The sequence below is a fragment of the Photorhabdus sp. RM322S genome, from assembly GCF_042879395.1.
Lineage (GTDB): Bacteria > Pseudomonadota > Gammaproteobacteria > Enterobacterales > Enterobacteriaceae > Photorhabdus > Photorhabdus khanii.
Map to the genome: position 1 here is coordinate 1 of NZ_JBHFKW010000006.1, position 20,014 is coordinate 20,014.

Here is a 20,014-nt window from a genome sequence, read left to right on the forward strand (position 1 = left end):
TTCTCGTCAGAAATGGTATTAATATTCAGTATGCTTTCAACTTTTCTATCACCGGGCTCGATGCCCGGCTCAACCGTCGATATCAATCTTTGGTTAAACAACATATGACTCCTGCCGCTTCCCTTGCGCCGGCGATTAAAGATATCGCCAGTGCCCAGAAGACGACCTTTGCCACCACTCAGGCCGTCTGGCGTTTTCTCAACAATGACCGTATTTCATTTAGCCAGCTTAATCAGCCGATGATTGAACTGGCCCGACAGGGCATCGCTCAGAGTTCCCATGCTTATGCGTTGGTGGTTCATGACTGGTCTCGCTTACAGTTTGCCTCACATCTGCATAAAACCCAGCGTCTTCAGATGACCCATGCCCGGGATATCGGTTATGAGCTGCAAACCAGCCTGCTGGTTGATGCCGCTTCCGGTCTGCCAATCGCCCCGGTGGCACAGTCACTGACGGACAATACCGGATGTCACTCGACGCTGGATGAGAACCGGCTTCCCCAGGAAACGCATCTGGATGCGTTGACAGCCAGTATCAACCAGATTGAAGCCCTGGAACTGGGCAAAACATTGATTCATGTGATTGACCGGGAAGGTGATTCGGTGGGCCATCTGCGTCAGCTCAGTGCGCAGGGATTTCGGTGGTTAATCCGGGGAAAAGAGGGCCATCGTGTTGAATACCAGGGCGAAACCCAAAAACTCGGTCAGGTGGCAGAAAACCTGTCTTTTCACGTCACCGGACAGGTGGATTACAAAGGCAGGAAAGCGGGCCTGGCGGTGAGTGAAGCGGGAATAACGATAACGCGAGCGGCCAAACCGAAGCGTATCAATGAAGAAACCGGAAAAAGGCTAAAAGTACAGTCAGGTCCGCCGCTCCCGGTCAGGCTGATAGTTGTCCGGCTGATGGATGAGGAAGGGCAGCGGCTGGGGCAGTGGACCCTGCTGACGAACGTGGGAGAGGAAATGGGTCCTGATGAGGTGGCGCAATGGTATTACTGGCGGTGGAACATCGAATCGTTTTTTAAGCTGATAAAGGGGGCGGGTCATGATGTGGAGTCCTGGTTGCAACGCAGTGCGGGAGCGGTGTTACGGCGGCTTTTAATTGCGAGTATGGCTTGTGTACTGGCGTGGCGCTTACAGCGAGGAAATGATGAAGAGAACATCAGGGCAAGACGATTATTGTGTCGTTTATCGGGACGTCAACAGAAACGGGGGCGACGAGAAAGCGCGCCGGCTATTCTGGCGGGTTTATCACTGCTGCTAAACACGTTACAGTTGTTGTCGGAATACTCGGCAGAGGAACTGACCCGGTTAGCCGCAAGTGTGTTAGGTCAGTTCGACGATGTGTAGATACCTATGCCGCACTGGGCGAGGGTTTACGGCAGGTCTTGCTAAAAATCAATTGTAACATGTATCGATACAGGATACCATTAACCATGATTAAGATGTTCAGGGATCAGTGGTTGGATGATTATTACTTTCGCGGTGAAAAGTCACCCAACATACCCAGCACAATTGAAAGTGCTTTAAAGCGTAAGCTCGATATTATCCATGTCGCTAAAGGCGAGAAGGATTTAAGGGTGCCACCGGGTAACAGATTTGAGCATCTGGAAGGCAATCTAAAAGACTGGTGTTCGATCCGCGTTAACAAGCAATATCGCCTGATATTCCAATGGGATGCAGGCGAGGCTAACGGGATCTATCTGGACCCCCATACATACAGGTAAGAGGTGAAACTATGATTGAAGCACTAAGAATTCCCGCTCATCAACCTACCAGTGTGGGCACTATGCTCAAAGAAGAATTTCTAGAACCCTTGGGTATCACCCAGGGCGAACTGGCAAAAGCTATGGGCGTAGGCCGGAAGACCGTCAATGAGCTGTGCGGTGGTCGGCGTGGAGTGACTGCGGAAACTGCCTTTTTGCTGGCAAAGGTTTTGGGAACCACACCGGAGTTTTGGCTTAACCTCCAGTTCATCAATGACATGTGGCTGGCTCAGCATAATGAGGTTTTGGCTGACAAACTGGAACGCGCGCGGCCCTTGGTGGCCACCTAGTTGCGAATATATTACGTTGTATTGTCGTTTTGACGGTGAAACTATGACGATGCTTGTCTAAGAATAAATAATGATAAATGACGGTTAATGAAAAATTTCTGACGCAGCGGTAACGTTACCAACCGGTGACCTTACCGCAGGATTTCTCCGATGAGGAAAGGGCCAGGGACTGGATCTTATCGAAGGCTGACAAGAAGTAACAAAATTGAATGGTATAGAAGATTTGAATGATGAATTACAGCAGAACACAACGACAATACTGCACCAACTGAATAGCCAGTGCAGTATCTCTCTAATTTGCCCCTACACTGCTGGGAATATTGGCAACAGCAGATAGAGCTTAATCACAATCGCGTTAACGATATCGATAAAGAACGCACCTACCATCGGCACCACCAGAAACGCCACATGAGAGGGTCCGAAACGGTCGGTAATCGCCTGCATGTTTGCAATGGCTGTCGGTGTCGCCCCCAAGCCAAAACCACAATGGCCCGCAGCAAGAACCGCTGCATCGTAGTTTTTCCCCATCACACGATAGGTAACAAAAATTGCGTACAACGCCATGACAACAGCCTGTATCGCAAGAATTGTCAGCATTGGTAATGCCAGAGATGCCATCTGCCACAATTTCAGGCTCATCAACGCCATTGCCAGAAACAACGAAAGACTCACGTTACCCAAGACAGAAACCGCCCGGTCAAATACCCGGTAAAAACCTAACGCCGACAGGCTGTTACTGAGGATAACCCCAATAAATAACACACAAACGAATGTCGGTAATTCAAACCATGTACCTTGCATAAGCTCAGAAACAAAATTACCTGCCATCAGGCAGATAGAGATCAATGCGATAGTTTCCAGCATGACCAATGGTGTAATCATCCGACCGGTATAAGGTTTTTCAAACGCCGTTGGCACTTCGGTATCATCTGCCTTCAGCCCGGGGGTTTTTGTATTCTTCACCAGAAAACGAGCAACTGGACCACCAATCAGACCACCTAGCACCAAACCGAAAGTCGCACAGGCCATTGCCACTTCTGACGCATTTTCAAACCCATAACGTTCAACAAACAGTTTCCCCCAAGCAGCACCGGTCCCATGACCACCAGACAGCGTTATAGAACCTGCCAGTAAACCCATTAATGGATCCAGCCCCAGCAGTTCAGCCAATGCGATACCCACGGTGTTCTGAACCAACAACAGGCCAACAACGACAAAGACAAAAGTGAAAAGTACCTTACCACCCGCTCGCAAACTGGAAAGATTCGCATTCAGGCCAATAGTGGCAAAGAAAGTTAACATCAAAGGGTCTTTAAGGGACAAATCAAAGCTGATTTCCCAACCCGTCGTTTGCTTAAGCATTAAAAGTATAAAAGCAACTAACAGGCCACCCGCAACAGGTTCAGGAATGGTGTATTTTTCAAGAAATGGAACTGATTGTACGAGTTTTCGCCCAATTAATAGTACTAATGCGGACGCAACAAGCGTGCCATAAACATCAAGATGATACATCTATGTACCCCAGCTATATTGTTAAAATTATGTAAATTCTTACGACGTTAGACTCATCCTTTAGAAAACGCCAAAAGCAGGCAACGCTGGATTAGAAAAAAAATCAGCAACAAACACAAGTTAAAACATATAAAAATGTGACCAGATTAAATCACACCTGGTTACAGAATTTTTTCGCAAACGATTGCTTTTGTGTAGTGGATCATTAAAATGCGTTTTTTGTCGGCCCGGAATTTCACATCATGCCCACCACTGCCATAAACTCTGTTTGCTGCCTGTCAGCATTTATTGGCAATGTTTGTCGCGGATCACGCCGGCAATTTTAATCTGCCAAGCGCTGGAGCTGCCTGCTCACGATACACAGCAGATAATCAACTTAATAATCACGCACATAAAATCACAGTTGTGCGTGATTATGGTTTAGCCTAGCGGCTGGAAGGCCAAATAAAATCGTTACCGATCCAACCATCAAGACCGTATTCACTCATACACTGTTCAGCAAATCCCTTACATTGATCCACTAAACCCGACGATTGGGCAGCCAATAACACGTCTATTCTGACAGTTTCATGGTTGCCAGAGTAATTGCGCTCATATAATTCATGCCTGCCAGCGAATTCGGTACCAATTGAGTCCCAAATCAGTTTCATCAGTTTAACCCGTTCAACTGCGCTGTAACCATTGGAGCCTCGCACGTATTTATCAAGATAGGGAGACAGCTCTGGGTTAGAAAAATCGCTGGCATGAGAGTTAACATAAATCAAGGCACTCCCTAAATCCTGTTCAATAATTTCTTTTACCCGCGGATAACCCAGCGTCATAAACCAACGATAAGCCATTCCATATTCATATCGAGGTAATAAGGCATCCTTACCCCAGGACTCCGGAGATTTAATCATTGCATCACTGAGCGCCCAAAACATATTACGCCATGCCAATACTTCACCAACCCGTGTTTGTACGCCACGAAAATCCTTCGTACCCGTGGCTTCAACCCCCTTAATAATTAATCCACAAAGAAAATCAAGTTTAACAGCCAACCGGGTCACACCATGCAGCATAGCCCGATGAAAATAACCAGATTCAGCAAAAAATAACGAGACTTTATCTACATCGCCATAGATAAATACGTTCTCCCAAGGAACCTTCACTTTATCCATAATAATAATCGTATCGTTCTCATCAAATCGGGAAGAGAGCGGATAATCAAAAGGACTGCCTATTTTATCAGCCGCCAGTGCGTAAGAGGGACGACAGATTAATTTCAGTCCTGGCGCATTCATCGGTAAGGTACAGACCAACGCAAATTCCCGCTTCTTTATCGGTAAACCATAATGACCAATAAAGTTGTAGTGGCTAATCGCCGACCCCGTGGCAACAACTTTTGCGCCGCTGACAATTAATCCATCATCGCACTCTTTTTCAACATGAATACAAACATCACCAATTTCATCAGGAGGTAAATGGCGATCTACCGGTGGGTTAATAATTGAGTGATTCCAGTAAAACACGTTTTCCTGTGAGCGGGCGTACCAGTTTTTTGCATTATCAGCAAACTCACCATAAAATTCTGGGTTTACGCCTAGTGAGGTAAGAAACGCCGCCTTATAGTCAGGACTTCTACCCAACCAACCATAATTTATACGAGCCCACGCGGCGATAGCATCACGATCCGCAATTAAATCCTGCTGTGAACGCGGCACACGGAAAAAGGGATGGGTTACACCACAACTCCCCGTATCTGTAGCCGTGGTCAGTACGTCACGATAAACGGGATCATGCAAAGCGTCGTAGAGTTTCGCAACAGCGCGGGCTGGATTTTGAAAAGCAGGATGGCGGGCAACATCGTGGATACGTTCACCATAAGCCCAGACTTCCCGACCATCGTCTAGCCCATCCAGAAATTCCTTTCCAGTCAGTGGGCTGGTCATGCGGATACTGCTTTCATGCGACGATTTTTGTTTCATGCTTTCTGACATAATAGATTCCTTACGTTATTTATTTGCTGGAAGATGGATGAAAGTAAACGATGAAGTCTTATTTCAATCATCAGTAAAACTGAGAAAGGAATAGAAGTGATTACGAAAAAAATCATTATTCCACTTATAACCATCCATTAATACATTAATTCATTCGGATGTTATTAGCTATATTACCATGAGATAAAATATAGACTTAATAATTGCATTAATTACACAAGATAATTATTAACAAATTCATGCAAGAATCGTAACACCTTAATATGAAATAACTTATCATGAAAGACACAAATAAAATCAAGCAAAAATCAATATCTAAAAGTTATTTTAAAACAATAAAACAACACTAATAACTCCTTATTTTTTTATTATCTCATCACATGAAACTATTAGAATTTATAATTAATATAGTTATTTATTGGTATTTTGGTTTTATCGTTCAATTATGCAAGCATTACAAATAATAATTTCTCCTCGCTCATAACTTTTATTCACCATCTCTTGAGTGAACACAAAAATTACGGCATAAAAGGAAGTTATAAGCTGATTAAATTGGAGTCTGATGATGAGATGGTTAGGAAAATTGCTGGTTACTCTGTCATTACTGCTAATACTGACAGTAGTCACTCTTTATGTCGTTATTCAGACAAGCTGGGGCGCTCGCCAATTGAGTCAATGGCTCAGTAATAACAGTGATTATCAGGTTCAGATTGGCAATATCGAACATTACTGGTCACAACCCGGCACCCTGACGTTCACCAATATCGCCCTTAGTAATAAACAACACTCTTTTACCTTAGAGGCTCAAGTTGCGGCATTCGATTTCAACTGGCAGCAACTCACTTCTCCGCATCATTTTCACCGTCTGTTATTGCAACAGGGCCAATTAACAATAAAAGGCGAGCGGCAATCCTTACCTTTTAGCGCCAATATCCTGCAACTCAATCAAATGTCTATTCAGTCAGAAAATGCAGACTGGCAGGTCCAAGGGGAAAATATTACCGGTGGCATCACTCCCTGGAACCCTCAATCAGGTGAATTGGCAGGGAATGGAAAATTTCAGTTCAGTGCCGATCAGCTGAACTTAAATAATATTTCTCTTGAAAAGGTGGTTATGCAAGGGAATAACCAACAGAATACACTGATTATCCGCTCATTTGGTGCAACATTGGCACGCGGTTCGGTATCCGGTAATGGGCAACGTCTACCCGATGGGAGCTGGCAGTGGGATAATTTACTTATCAGTGATATTCGCTGGCAGACTGCAATGACGCTTGAAGAGTTATGGCTGAAAACCAGTAAATTACCCGCAGTGAGCATTAAAGATCTGAGCCTCACTAATGCCAAGCTGGAAGGTAAAGGCTGGTCTGCTAACTATCTGGATGCCTCAGTAAAAAATATCGGTTTGGTTAACGGGAACTGGCAAGGGAAAGAAGGAATTATTGATTTCAACGTAATGGATACTACGCTGAATGATCTTCATGTCACCGACGCTATTGGTCACCTTATTCTTGCCGGAAATGAGCTTAATATTTCCAATCTTACTGCCCGTTGGGAAAAGGGATTATTCCACATCAAAGCTCAATGGAACCACCAAACAAAGCAGTTTAAAATCGCAAATGCAACGGTTGCGGGTTTAACTTATACTTTGCCGCAAAACTGGCATCAGTTACTGAAAGAATCACTGCCTAAATGGATATCCGGCTTTTCCATTAACGGGATGACGATTAATAACAGCCTATTGGTTGATATCAATCCCGATTTTCCATTCCAGCTTACCGCTCTTAATGGTTATGTCGATAACATGGAATTACTGAAAGATGGAAGATGGGGGATTTGGAGCGGATCTTCAAATCTGAGCGCCACCAGCGCAACATTCAACAAAGTTGAATTAAACCGCCCTTACCTTAAATTACACACAGAGGGAAATAAACTCATCCTCGACCAATTAGATGCCTCTGTTGATGATGGGTTACTGAAAGCTAAGGGCACAGTGGATCAACAGACACAGAAGCCATTCACTTTAAATTTTCAGGGAATGGATGCAGATTTAGCTATTTTGCACCAATGGGGCTGGGTGCCATTGAAATTACAGGGCAAAGGCAATTTCACTCTGCGGATACAAGGAGATCTTTCTGCTGACGACGTGAAAAGTTCCATCAGTGGCATACTTGAAGCTATCGATAAACAATCAGGCAAAGAAACTCAGGTAATCGATAAGGGGCAAATATCCATACAAAATTGTGAAACCTGCTCAGTTATCTTATAAATCAATTGGGTATCTGGCTTTCCATGACATTCCAGATACCCAATATAATCCCCTTCAATGAGTGCTCTTTGTATTCACGGGGAAGTGGTTTTCCCGTGACAAGCCGTTCTAATACGATATTAATAACAGAAATAGCTGATTTATCATGCTAAAAGGGTTTTAAATCCTTTTTAAATGCAGATGAATATCGAATTTTTAGCATACTTTATTTAAAAATTTCATCCCAAAATTCATCTACGGTATCTACACTTGTACCACCACCACTTTCCAGCTCACGGATCGCCGCTTGCGTTGTGGCATTAGGAATGTGGCGTTCCTTTGTCGCTCGGGTTAATACCAGGCGGACAAAACTAGACATATCCAAACTGTTATCCTGAGCAGCTCTCGCTACCGCATTTTTTAGTTCTTCAGGAACACGAACTTTTAATATGGCCGTATTCATAGTATCCCCTCTTCTGACTGTTTGCTCCCTTATCGTGGGACTCATGAAAAATACCACCAGTGGCATATTTGATGCCACTGTGAAACCTAAGCTATCGCCGTGTAAGCATTTGGCAGCACCATATAAATGCCAGTAAATACCGCACCTACACCGTGCTCACCACGGACCGTCACCTCCAACTTCACTCTCGCTTTGTAGCCTTGCGCAAGGCGAGCCAAATCGCCGCTCATATTTTTGAGATCCGCAACAGAACTTGGCCTGCCAACGATAGGCTTTTTGTAACGGATATTGGCATCAGCCAGAATAATATCACCCCCCAGTTGGCGTTCTTGCAACAACAGCCAAATCAACCCCCAACCGGTCAACGTTGCCAGTGAGAACAGACTACCTGCAAAGAGAGATTGATGAGGATTTTGATTCCCTGCTTCCGGCATCGTGGTAATAAAACTCTGGCCGGTATATTGAGAGATCCGCACCCCCATTTTCTCACTGAGGGGAATATGCTTGTACCAGGCTTTTTGCAGTTCATTGCACCAATCCGGCCGGTGAAGAATATCATCAAGCGTCGCAACAGGTTTGATCATCAGAAAATGGCGAATGGGTGTTGTTTGCGGGCTGGTAATTGGCCCACGATTTTCGAACCCCAGTTTACTGAAAAAATCTACCGCATGTTCACGGGCGCTGCATACTACCCGTTTCACACCTTCTTGACGGGCAACAGATTCCAGGGCCATTGCGATCAGTTTCCCCAACCCTTTGCCTTGCACATGGGGATGTACTGCCAGAAAGCGGATGGCCCCTTCGCTATCCGCGTTGATATATAAACGCCCTACCGCCACCGGGTTACCTTTCTCATCCACAACCATCTGGTGATGAGCCATGGTGTCATAACCATCTTTCTCAGAGCCTACAGGCTGATGCAATGGCTTACGCAACATTTCCCAACGAAATCGATAATATGCTTCCAGTTCTTGTTCTGTTTCAGGTACTCGCAGATGATACATAGAAACTGCCCCTTTCTTTTAATCATGATGTGTAATCGGGGGTAATTGCGCTTTACTGGCTGCTTTTCGTGGCTACACCTGCAACCAGAAAGTGACTGGTCCATCGTTTGTCAGACTGACTTTCATATCGGCAGCAAACCGCCCGATTTCTGTTTTTACACCACTTTGGCGGCATCGTTCAACAAAATAGCGATATAATTCATCAGCCTTATCCGGATTTGCGCCGCTAGAAAAACCAGGGCGCATTCCCTTTTGAGTATCAGCAGCCAGGGTAAACTGGGAAACAACCAGTAAACTGCCGCCAACTTGTTGGACATTCAGATTCATTTTGCCCTGCTCATCACTGAATATCCGATACCCTATCACTTTCTCACATAATCGTTTTGCCTTTTGTTGATCATCTTCTTTTTCAACGCCCAGCAATACCAGCAGACCGTGACCAATTGCCCCGATCATTTCGTTCTCAACAACAACATTTGCCTGTGTTACTCGCTGGATTAACGCAATCATACTTTTCCTTAGATATGAGCATCCGTGCACTATCCCCCATTATCAGTTCAATTACTCTTCTGTTCAGAAAAACCGATTGTTTTGAAATAGCCTGGGACTGTCTGCCGGTCAATAACATGGACACTATTTATGCCTAACGCACCGGCCGCCTCTACATTTTCCAGCACATCATCAAAAAATACCGCCTGATCCGGTGAGAAACCTTCTGCCTCAAGAACATATTTGAAAATATCAGGTTCAGGTTTGCGCATTGCCAAATCCTGGGACAGATAGAGGTAATCAGCCGATACCGCAATTTCCGGGTAATTATGCGGCCAATAATCCAAGTGCAAACGGTTTGTGTTGGATAACACCACAACCCGATGCCCTGCTTCACGTAATTTATTCATTATTTGAATAACTTCAGGACGAATATTAATAAAAATAGCATGCCATCCGGCAGCAAACTGCTCAAAACTGAGTGAAATATTCATTTCCTGACATAAAGTATCAGCGAACTCCAGATCAGTAATTTGACCACGCTCATGTTTTTCAAACGTTTCTCCCATTGAGAAACTTTTCGTCAACGTCGCAAGAGGTGTGCCGCTCAAATTACTCCAGACAGCTAAAACTCTTTTAAAATCAATATCAATAATCACATTACCCATATCGAAGATATATAGCATGACCACCTCCTGGTTAATTAATAACTTTTTACTTTAATCGTATTTATAATTAGAAAACAGTACGGAAAAGTAAAAAGCGAATTACTTCACGGTATTTTTCTTATGAAACGATAAAGTAGCCTCCAGATCAAAAAAGTAGAGTAAGGTGTTATTTTATGTTGTGGTTCCTCCTTTGTATTGGGCTTCTTCTGGCAGGATATTTCATATACGGCAAGATTGTCGAAAAAATATTCACCATTCGACCAGAAAGAAAAACCCCCGCGCTTTCTATGGCAGATGGTGTCGATTATGTTGCAATGTCCACCCCAAAAGTTTGGCTAATTCAGTTACTTAATATTGCCGGTGTCGGCCCTATTTTCGGCCCGATTCTTGGTGCCCTCTATGGTCCACTGGCCATGCTGTGGATTGTCTTCGGCTGTATCTTTGCCGGCGCAGTACATGATTATTTCTCTGGTATGCTCAGTGTTCGTGCACGGGGAGCATCAGTACCCGTCATCGTCGGTAATGAACTGGGCAAAGCCATGAAACATTTCATGAATATCTTTGCTGTCATTCTGCTGATGCTGGTTGGTGTAGTATTTGTTCTGAGTCCGGCAGGCTTACTGAACAACTTACTAAAAGAGGCTATCGGCTGGGATAGCATTGCTATCTGGGTTGGCGTTATCTTTGCTTACTATATTCTCGCGACACTGGTCCCTATTGATAAAATCATCGGTCGCCTTTACCCACTATTTGGTGCGTTATTGCTGTTTATGTCTGTCGCGCTTATGGTTGGTTTGGCTATGAGCGATAAACCTTTCTACTCACAAGGATTGGATTTCACCACTAACTTTAACCCGAAAGACCTTCCTGTTTGGCCGTTGTTGTTTGTCACGATTGCCTGTGGCGCTATCTCCGGCTTTCACGCTACTCAGTCCCCGCTGATGGCACGTTGTATGCAGAATGAGAAAAATGGCCGCTTTGTTTTCTATGGTGCAATGATTGGTGAAGGTATTATCGCGCTGATCTGGTGTACACTGGGTCTGAGTTTCTATGAAGACACTAACGCATTGCAGGCAGTGATTGATCAGGGTACTGCCTCTCTGGTTGTGCATGAAGTTTCCACTTCTCTGCTAGGTACTGTCGGCGGTATTCTGGCCATCCTTGGTGTGGTGATTCTGCCAATTACTTCCGGCGATACAGCGTTCCGTTCTGCCCGCTTGATTATTGCTGAATTCCTGAATATTCCTCAGCAAGAAATGACCAAACGCCTGTTATTAAGTGTGCCCATGTTTATTGTCGGTTATCTGATCACCAAAACCGATTTCAATATCATCTGGCGTTACTTCGGCTGGGCAAACCAAACTACAGCAATGGTTATGTTGTGGGCTGCCTCTGCCTGGCTGCTGCGCCGCGATAAATTCCACTGGATCACCACCCTGCCGGCCATGTTCATGACAGCGGTGTGCTTCACCTATCTGGCATTCGCTCCTGAAGGTTTTGCCCTGGATTGGAATATCTCTGTCGTTATCGGCCTGGCGGCAATGGTGATTGTAACGATTATCTTCTTTGCAAAAGTCCGCTCTAAATCAGCTTCTGATAATATAGAAGCCGAAGCACTAAATGAGTAAAAACCAAAGAAAACATTAAATATTAATAACAGCCCCTTAGGTAAAATGTCGAGGGGTTTTAATTTCCACTGAGGTTAGGTTCCTTGATAATGTTAAAAACACCACAGTCAGAGCAATTGGTTAAAGAAAGGGGAATTTCCCCAGTCGTAAATAGCTGGGAGAGCTTCTTTATAAGTGATGAACGCCCAACCAATGATTTCTTATCTAAAAGGGCATCCCAACACCAACCAGAACGCGAAACGTTTTAAAGACAAACCTATCAGTAATGATAATAAATGGGAGAATCTTCAAGCAAGGATGCAATTCACCTCCCATAATCATTGCCTGTTTAACGGTTAAATAAAAACAGCTCATTAAAGCAGAAACAGCCCCTTCAAATGAAATTACACTCATTATTCTGGGTGATGGCAAATACAATAAAAATTGACTACAATTATTATTTGCAACACAGTACGAATAGTGGTTGAACTATACACCATTCGAATACCAGAACTTCGCTTTAGCCGCATCCATGTCGGAAAAAGCGATAAATGCAGGTTTACGCATTTTCAAATACAGGTTGTTACAGATATACCAACAGATAGTTGACTTCATTAATGGCACCAATAGTTTTTCTTTATGGTCAACCGGTCTTTGGATGATTGCTCGCTTATTATCGAAGCAAGCAATATCAAGCTTGGTATTATGAATTCCTCCCCTGAAGAAGGCTATCTGCTCAGGTGAAGGTTTTGAATGTTTTTAGCATTAATAGGAGAATGAACCATGTACATGTTTTTACCATTTTTACTCGCATTCTTTGCGGTCATAACCACCCTGGTTGGAAAGAATAAAATTAGCTATACCCTATGGAGCCTTCTTCTGGTGACAACCATAGCTTGGTTTATTCATCATGCGACTGATTCGCTAAATCTATCTTTTTAACAGGAGACAATTTGATGAATCAGGTATTAACAACAAAACAGACGATCAGCTACGGCATGATATTCAACATCATTGGGTTATTTGGTATTAGTGCCGCACTTACCGTTGCCTTCTATTATCAACTAGTCCTTTCTGAATTGCCTTGCCCATTATGTCTGCTACAGCGGACAGGCATGATTATGATAGGATTTGGTTTCCTGTTTAATCTCCGTTTTGGTATAAAAAGCGCACACTATGGCATCGCGCTTATCGGTAGTCTTGTGACCGGAATTATTGCAATCCGACAAGTGTTTTTACATATCACACCTGGCGATATCGGTTATGGCTCTGCACTTTTTGGTATACATTTTTATACTTGGGCTCTCATCTCCTCAGTTATCGCTATCATCGCCATATCAGTCATGCTGATATTGAAAAGTCTGGTAAAAACGACCGAAGAAAAGGAAAGCAAGTCTGTTTTCGGTCAGATTATTATTGGAATATTTGTCGTATTAATTACAGCAAATTTGATCTCTACCATTTTGGAATGTGGCGGCGGGCAATGTGATGACAACCCAACGTTTTATCAATTGCTGGGTAAATAAATCCAAAAAAACTCAGGGCACCATCGGTGCCCTAAGCATTTGCATGGCAGAAAGATTACGCCTCTTTGCTGCGATGCGCACGACGACGGTCGTTTTCTGTCAGATGGCGTTTACGCAGGCGAATTGACACAGGAGTCACTTCTACCAGTTCGTCATCATCAATAAACTCCAGAGCCTGCTCCAGGGTTTTCTTAATATACGGAGACAAGGTTGTCGCTTCGTCAGTACCAGACGCACGGACGTTTGTCAGTTTCTTACCTGTCAGGCAGTTAACTGTCAAGTCATTGGAGCGGGAATGAATGCCGATCACTTGGCCTTCATACACTTCCGCACCATGCCCCAGGAACAACTTACCACGATCCTGCAAGCTATAAAGCGCATAAGCAACCGCTTTACCCTGACCATTGGAAATCATGACACCGTTCTGACGGCGACCGATTTCACCCGCACGAATATCATCATAGTGGCTAAATGTTGCATACAACAGGCCAGTACCAGAGGTCATGGTCAGGAATTCAGTCCGGAAACCAATCAAACCACGGCTTGGAATGATGTAATCAAGGCGCACACGGCCTTTACCGTCGGGCAACATATCGCGCAGATCAGCTTTACGCTCACCCAGTGCCTGCATCACATCACCCTGATGTTGCTCTTCAATATCCAGAGTTACCTGCTCGAATGGCTCTTGTTTGCGGCCATCGATCTCACGGAAGATAACTTTCGGACGAGATACCGCCAACTCAAAACCTTCACGGCGCATGTTCTCAATCAGAACAGATAAGTGCAATTCGCCACGGCCAGAAACACGGAACGCATCTGGATCTTCGGTTTCTTCAACACGCAGCGCGACATTGTGAACCAGCTCTTTCTTCAAACGCTCAAGGATCTGGCGTGAAGTAACATATTTACCTTCACGACCACAGAAAGGAGAAGTGTTAACACAGAAAAACATACTTACCGTCGGCTCATCAACAGCCAATGGCGGCAACGCTTCAACTGAATTGGTATCACACAGGGTATCAGAGATATTCAGCTCGCCTAAACCGGTAATCGCAACGATGTCACCCGCTTCCGCTTGCTCACTCTCAATACGCTCCAGGCCCAAGTGGCCCAGAACTTTACCAATTTTGCCGTTCCGGGTTTTACCTTCGCTATCAACAATCGTCACGTTCTGGTTTGGTTTAACCGTACCGCGCTTGATACGACCAATACCGATAACACCAACATAGTTGTTGTAGTCCAGCTGAGAAATCTGCATCTGGAATGAACCATTAAGGTCAACTTTCGGTGGCTCTACATGATCGACAATCGCCTGATACAACGGAGTCATATCTTCGGCCATATCAGTATGCTCAATACCGGCAATTCCCATCAGTGCAGATGCATAGATAATTGGGAAGTCCAGTTGCTCGTCAGTCGCACCCAGGTTTACAAACAGGTCAAACACCTGATCGACAACCCAATCAGGACGTGCGCCAGGACGGTCAACTTTGTTGATAACCACAATAGGTTTCAAACCATGAGCGAACGCTTTTTGAGTTACAAAACGGGTCTGAGGCATTGGCCCATCCATGGCATCGACCAGCAACAATACGCTGTCAACCATAGACATAACACGTTCTACTTCACCGCCGAAATCAGCATGTCCCGGAGTGTCTACGATATTAATACGGTAGTCATTCCATTTAATGGCGGTATTTTTTGCGAGGATAGTAATTCCACGCTCTTTCTCCAGATCATTGGAGTCCATCACACGTTCTGTCGCTGTCGCACGGTCACCGAAAGTACCGGATTGTTGCAGCAGCTTGTCAACCAGGGTAGTTTTACCATGGTCAACATGCGCGATAATGGCGATATTACGCAATTTTTCGATCACAAACTTTGCCTCAGGCATTTAGAAATAGCGCGCTATTGTACACACATTGGTCGAGGGACTAAACAGGATCACAAGAATCTGTTCTTAACAACTTGATACCAATGGAATTGTGATCCCTTTCACGCCTATAAAAGATGCACTATTGATAAAAATGCACCGACAGGGTGCAGGATAGTAACATAATCGCACTAATACAGTGCAATTTTCCTGAATATTAAAGTATTCCCCTATGGGGATACCCATAACACAGTATATTGCAAGGTGTCAGAAAGTTGGCACGCTTTTCGCAATTGTTTTCCTCATCTAATAAGATTGTTTTTTACAACAACAAGTTTGCAAACGCGTAAATAGCCTTGTTAAGGTAAAACAATGTAACTGTGTTTTCTTTACGTCTTAATCTAAAACCATTTTACCAAGACCGACACAAACCAGGAGAAACCGAGTATGTCCGCTGAACATGTTTTAACCATGATTGAAGAGCATCAGGTGAAGTTTATTGATTTGCGTTTCACTGATACCAAAGGCAAAGAACAACATATGACCATTCCTGCTCATCAGGTTAATGCGGACTTCTTTGAAGATGGCAAAATGTTCGATGGCTCTTCAATTCACGGTTGGAAAGGTATTAACGAATCCGACATGGTGCTGATGCCAGATCCAAGTACAGCGATGCTTGATCCGTTCTTTGATGATGCCACTCTGATACTGCGTTGTGACATTCTGGAACCCGGCACGATGCAAGGCTATGAACGTGATCCACGCTCCATCTGCAAACGCGCTGAAGATTTTTTGCGCTCAAGCGGCATTGCAGATACCGTCCTGTGTGGGCCTGAACCTGAGTTTTTCCTGTTTGACGACATACGCTTCGGCAGTTCTATGTCGGGTTCCTATTACCATATTGATGATATTGAAGCAGCATGGAACTCCGGAACTCGATACGAAGGCGGTAACAAAGGCCACCGACCTGCGGTAAAAGGCGGTTACGCCCCGCTGCCTCCGGTTGATTCTTCTCAGGATTTACGTTCAGCCATGTGCCTGACAATGGAAGCGATGGGACTGGTTGTGGAAGCTCACCATCATGAAGTTGGCACTGCCGGTCAAAATGAAATTGCTACTCGTTTCAACACGATGACCAAAAAGGCTGACGAAACCCAGATTTACAAATACGTCGTACATAATGTGGCGCACAATTTTGGCAAAACCGCCACCTTCATGCCAAAACCACTGGTTGGTGATAATGGCTCCGGCATGCACTGCCATATGTCCCTGTCTAAAAACGGCGCCAACCTGTTTGCCGGTGACAAATACGGTGGTTTGTCCGAACTGGCGTTGTTCTACATCGGCGGTATTATCAAACATGCCCGTGCACTGAACGCATTTACCAACCCGACAACCAACTCTTATAAACGTCTGGTTCCGGGCTACGAAGCACCGGTTATGCTGGCCTACTCTGCCCGTAACCGTTCTGCATCCATCCGTATTCCGGTTGTCGCCAGCACCAAGGCCCGCCGTATTGAAGTACGTTTCCCTGACCCGGCAGCTAACCCTTATTTGGCATTTGCCGCTCAGTTGATGGCTGGCCTTGACGGTATTATCAATAAAATCCATCCGGGTGATGCGATGGATAAAAACCTGTATGACCTACCACCGGAAGAAGCCAAAGAGATCCCAACCGTCGCTTCTTCTCTGGATGAAGCACTGTCAACATTGGATACTGACCGCGAGTTCCTGACCCGTGGTGGCGTATTCACCGATGACGCCATTGATGCTTATATTGAATTGAAAAACAGTGAAATGGAGCGTGTCCGCCTGACACCACATCCACTGGAGTTTGAACTGTATTACAGTGTGTAATTACCAGCGCCGTTCCCGCTGATCATTTTTTGTTGCCGTGAAACCTTTAGCCCATCTTCGGATGGGCCTTTTTCCTATTCCCTGGGTTTTACGCTCGAATATGATACAGTGCACCAAAAAGGTGCGGGAGTGTAAATGAAAACGGAAAACCTACCCGATACCGGGCAAATATTAAACTCACTGATTAACAGCGTACTGGTGCTGGATACCGATCTCGTGATCCGCTATGCCAACCATGCAGCGCTGCAACTATTCGCTCAGAGCGCCCGTAAACTATTAGGTACACCTCTTCCGGTGCTGTTCAGTTACTTTTCACTGGATACAGAGCTGATGCACGCCAGTTTAGTCAGCGGTCAGAGTTTTACTGACAACGAAGTGACGTTAGTGGTTAATAACCGCTCTCATATTATGTCGCTCAGTGCCCAACCCATTTCCGGGCAGTTTATTTTGCTGGAACTGGCACCTATGGATAGTCAACGCCGGTTAAGTCAAGAGCAGGTACAACAAGCCCAGCAGATAGCAGCACGGGAATTGATTCGGGGGCTGGCACATGAAATTAAAAATCCTCTCGGCGGGCTGAGGGGAGCTGCGCAATTACTTTCAAGAGCGCTGCCTGATCCTGCTTTGCAGGAATACACCCAGGTGATTATTGAACAGGCGGACCGGTTGCGTCACCTGGTAGACAGATTACTTGGCCCACAACATCCGGGCGAACAAATTAAACAAAGCATTCATTATGTTGCTGAACGGGTCTATCAATTAGTCTCGCTGGAAATGCCGGATAATGTCACACTGATAAAAGATTACGATCCAAGTCTGCCGGAACTGGCTCACTACCCGGATCAGATTGAGCAGGTGCTGCTGAACATCACCCGTAATGCCTTGCAAGCTCTGGGCACACAGGGTGGCACCATTACCCTGCGTACCCGGACCGCTTTCCAAATCACCCTGCATGGTCAGCGCTATCGTCTGGCTGCCAGAATAGATGTGGAAGACAATGGACCAGGTATCCCGCCACAGATTCAGGACACACTGTTTTACCCGATGGTTAGTGCTCATGAAGGCGGAACGGGTCTTGGCCTATCCATTGCCCGCAATTTGATAGATCAGCACTCTGGTAAAATAGAATTTACCAGTTGGCCGGGGCACACAGAATTTTCTATCTACTTACCGATCAAGAAATAGAGGATAACTATGCAACGAGGAAAAATCTGGATCGTTGATGATGACAGCTCAATCCGCTGGGTACTTGAACGGGCACTGAGTAGCGCGGGGATGGAATGCATCAGTTTCGCAGACGCTGACAGTGTACTGACTGCACTGGTCCAAAACACACCTGATGTCCTGATTTCTGATATCCGCATGCCGGGAATGAACGGATTGAACCTGCTGAATAACATCAAGCAGAATCACCCGTTACTGCCGGTCATTATTATGACGGCCCATTCTGATCTGGATGCCGCAGTTAACGCCTATCAACAAGGTGCTTTTGATTACTTACCAAAACCCTTTGATATTGATGAAGCCGTCGCACTGCTGGAACGGGCGCTTGGTCACTCCCGCGAACAAAATCAACCCACGAAAAACCCACAAGCAGTGACACCGGTTTCCGACATGATCGGCGAAGCGCCTGCTATGCAGGATGTTTACCGCATTATCGGCCGCCTTTCCCGCTCCTCGATCAGTGTGCTGATTAATGGCGAATCCGGTACAGGGAAAGAGCTGGTGGCCCATGCCCTGCACCGCCATAGCCCAAGAGCCAATGAGCCATTTATTGCACTTAATATGGCAGCGATCCCTAAAGATTTGATTGAATCAGAGCTGTTTGGTCATGAGAAAGGGGCTTTTACCGGTGCCAACCAAGTACGTCATGGACGATTTGAGCAGGCCAATCGCGGTTCGCTATTCCTTGATGAAATTGGCGATATGCCATTGGACATTCAGACCCGCCTGTTACGGGTATTAGCTGAAGGCCAGTTTTACCGGGTTGGCGGCTATGCCCCCGTGAAAGTGGATGTGCGGATTATTGCTGCAACTCATCAGGATCTAGAACGTTTGGTAGAAAAAGGCAAATTCCGAGAAGACCTGTATCACCGCCTGAATGTTATTCGTATGCAGTTACCTCCCCTGCGTGACAGAGTGGAAGATATCCCTCGCCTGACCCGCCATTTCCTGCAACAAACTGCCAAAGAGCTGGGCGTAGAAGCAAAAATGCTCCATCCTGACGCAGAAATTGCCTTAATGCGTTTACCCTGGCCGGGCAATGTTCGCCAGTTAGAAAACATCTGTCGTTGGCTGACTGTCATGGCGGCAAGTCAGGAAGTATTGGTACAAGATTTGCCGTCTGAATTATTTGAAACTCATCACCCTGAAACCAGCATGGCAACATTGGCAACAACAATGCCGGAAAACTGGCCGCAGCTACTCGCTCACTGGGCAACAAATGCGTTGGAAAATGGTCAGAAGGATCTGCTATCTGAAGCCTTACCATTGCTGGAACGTACTTTACTTAACTGTGCACTTAAACATACCCAAGGACATAAGCAGGATGCTGCACGGCTGTTGGGTTGGGGACGAAATACTATTACACGGAAGTTAAAAGAGTTAGGGTTGGAGTAAGGAGAAAGTATCTCTTGATGGGCATCCGGATTTTATGGTTAAGACAGGGCTATAATCACCCTGCCTCCATCTTTCTTACCAGTGTTGATATATCCACACCGTCGTTCATTAACG

The 20,014-nt window shown here is 45.3% G+C and carries 18 protein-coding genes and 1 pseudogene; 11 read left to right on the top strand and 8 right to left on the bottom strand.

Features of this window, described 5'->3' with window-relative positions:
* The 3 genes from ACGF63_RS05460 to ACGF63_RS05470 form a co-directional block, all read left to right on the top strand.
* Positions 1–1,349: transposase (locus tag ACGF63_RS05460; protein ID WP_387629348.1), on the top strand; the 1,349-nt coding region annotated here is incomplete at its 5' end.
* Positions 1,350–1,435: 86 nt separating this feature from the next.
* On the top strand, positions 1,436–1,726 hold the full coding sequence (locus ACGF63_RS05465) for a type II toxin-antitoxin system RelE/ParE family toxin (RefSeq protein ID WP_036846579.1): 291 nt from the start codon (positions 1,436–1,438) through the stop codon (positions 1,724–1,726).
* 11 nt (positions 1,727–1,737) lie between these two features.
* Positions 1,738–2,055: a HigA family addiction module antitoxin gene (locus tag ACGF63_RS05470; RefSeq protein WP_036846231.1), complete on the top strand. Its 318-nt coding sequence runs from the start codon at positions 1,738–1,740 to the stop codon at positions 2,053–2,055.
* 303 nt (positions 2,056–2,358) lie between these two features.
* Here the strand turns inward: ACGF63_RS05470 and gltS are convergent, their stop codons facing one another.
* Positions 2,359–3,567 (bottom strand): sodium/glutamate symporter, encoded by a 1,209-nt coding sequence (gene gltS, locus ACGF63_RS05475; RefSeq protein WP_387629353.1) that lies wholly within the window; start codon positions 3,565–3,567, stop codon positions 2,359–2,361.
* A 246-nt stretch (positions 3,568–3,813) separates the two neighbouring features.
* Here gltS and ACGF63_RS05480 point away from each other — a divergent pair.
* Positions 3,814–3,946 (top strand): annotated as a pseudogene (locus ACGF63_RS05480) (solute carrier family 23 protein); the annotation flags it as partial.
* 46 nt (positions 3,947–3,992) lie between these two features.
* Here ACGF63_RS05480 and ACGF63_RS05485 read toward each other — a convergent pair.
* Entirely contained in the window at positions 3,993–5,534 is a 1,542-nt protein-coding gene (locus ACGF63_RS05485; RefSeq protein ID WP_239002497.1) for a 4-hydroxyphenylacetate 3-hydroxylase family protein, read from the bottom strand.
* Positions 5,535–6,108: 574 nt separating this feature from the next.
* Here ACGF63_RS05485 and ACGF63_RS05490 point away from each other — a divergent pair.
* A complete protein-coding gene (locus tag ACGF63_RS05490; protein WP_239002476.1) occupies positions 6,109–7,815 on the top strand; it encodes an AsmA family protein in 1,707 nt (568 codons plus the stop codon).
* 205 nt (positions 7,816–8,020) lie between these two features.
* On the opposite strand, the gene ACGF63_RS05495 is transcribed toward ACGF63_RS05490, so the two are convergent.
* From ACGF63_RS05495 to yihX, 4 genes are all read right to left on the bottom strand, one after another.
* Positions 8,021–8,257: a type II toxin-antitoxin system RelB/DinJ family antitoxin gene (locus tag ACGF63_RS05495; RefSeq protein WP_012776380.1), complete on the bottom strand. Its 237-nt coding sequence runs from the start codon at positions 8,255–8,257 to the stop codon at positions 8,021–8,023.
* An 86-nt stretch (positions 8,258–8,343) separates the two neighbouring features.
* Entirely contained in the window at positions 8,344–9,261 is a 918-nt protein-coding gene (gene fabY, locus ACGF63_RS05500) for a fatty acid biosynthesis protein FabY (RefSeq protein WP_036846238.1), read from the bottom strand.
* Between the two features lie 72 nt (positions 9,262–9,333).
* Positions 9,334–9,771 carry a D-aminoacyl-tRNA deacylase gene (gene dtd / locus ACGF63_RS05505; RefSeq protein WP_387629357.1) on the bottom strand — a complete coding sequence of 146 codons (438 nt, stop codon included), beginning with the start codon at positions 9,769–9,771 and terminating at the stop codon, positions 9,334–9,336.
* Positions 9,772–9,818: 47 nt separating this feature from the next.
* The gene (gene yihX / locus ACGF63_RS05510; RefSeq protein ID WP_387629360.1) at positions 9,819–10,436 is read right to left on the bottom strand and encodes a glucose-1-phosphatase; all 618 of its coding nucleotides are present in this window, start codon (positions 10,434–10,436) and stop codon (positions 9,819–9,821) included.
* A gap of 155 nt (positions 10,437–10,591) precedes the next feature.
* Here yihX and ACGF63_RS05515 point away from each other — a divergent pair, with 155 nt between their 5' ends.
* A complete protein-coding gene (locus ACGF63_RS05515) occupies positions 10,592–12,046 on the top strand; it encodes a carbon starvation protein A (protein WP_152963271.1) in 1,455 nt (484 codons plus the stop codon).
* Positions 12,047–12,514: 468 nt separating this feature from the next.
* Here ACGF63_RS05515 and ACGF63_RS05520 read toward each other — a convergent pair whose 3' ends face one another.
* Complete coding sequence (locus ACGF63_RS05520; protein WP_269149774.1) at positions 12,515–12,640, bottom strand: hypothetical protein; 126 nt, start codon at positions 12,638–12,640, stop codon at positions 12,515–12,517.
* A 174-nt stretch (positions 12,641–12,814) separates the two neighbouring features.
* Between ACGF63_RS05520 and ACGF63_RS05525 the strand changes: the two genes are divergently transcribed.
* Positions 12,815–12,967, top strand: coding sequence for a DUF5993 family protein (locus tag ACGF63_RS05525; protein ID WP_387629549.1), 153 nt, complete (start codon positions 12,815–12,817; stop codon positions 12,965–12,967).
* 14 nt (positions 12,968–12,981) lie between these two features.
* Positions 12,982–13,551: a disulfide bond formation protein B gene (locus tag ACGF63_RS05530; protein ID WP_132355491.1), complete on the top strand. Its 570-nt coding sequence runs from the start codon at positions 12,982–12,984 to the stop codon at positions 13,549–13,551.
* A gap of 55 nt (positions 13,552–13,606) precedes the next feature.
* On the opposite strand, the gene typA is transcribed toward ACGF63_RS05530, so the two are convergent.
* A complete protein-coding gene (gene typA, locus ACGF63_RS05535) occupies positions 13,607–15,445 on the bottom strand; it encodes a ribosome-dependent GTPase TypA (RefSeq protein WP_036846254.1) in 1,839 nt (612 codons plus the stop codon).
* 426 nt (positions 15,446–15,871) lie between these two features.
* Between typA and glnA the strand changes: the two genes are divergently transcribed.
* The 3 genes from glnA (at position 15,872) to glnG (ending at position 19,900) form a co-directional block, all read left to right on the top strand.
* Positions 15,872–17,281, top strand: a complete 1,410-nt coding sequence (glnA, locus tag ACGF63_RS05540; RefSeq protein ID WP_387629364.1) for a glutamate--ammonia ligase — start codon at positions 15,872–15,874, stop codon at positions 17,279–17,281.
* A gap of 135 nt (positions 17,282–17,416) precedes the next feature.
* A complete protein-coding gene (glnL, locus tag ACGF63_RS05545; RefSeq protein WP_036846259.1) occupies positions 17,417–18,466 on the top strand; it encodes a nitrogen regulation protein NR(II) in 1,050 nt (349 codons plus the stop codon).
* A gap of 9 nt (positions 18,467–18,475) precedes the next feature.
* Positions 18,476–19,900 carry a nitrogen regulation protein NR(I) gene (gene glnG, locus ACGF63_RS05550; protein ID WP_387629367.1) on the top strand — a complete coding sequence of 475 codons (1,425 nt, stop codon included), beginning with the start codon at positions 18,476–18,478 and terminating at the stop codon, positions 19,898–19,900.
* Positions 19,901–20,014: the final 114 nt, after the last annotated feature.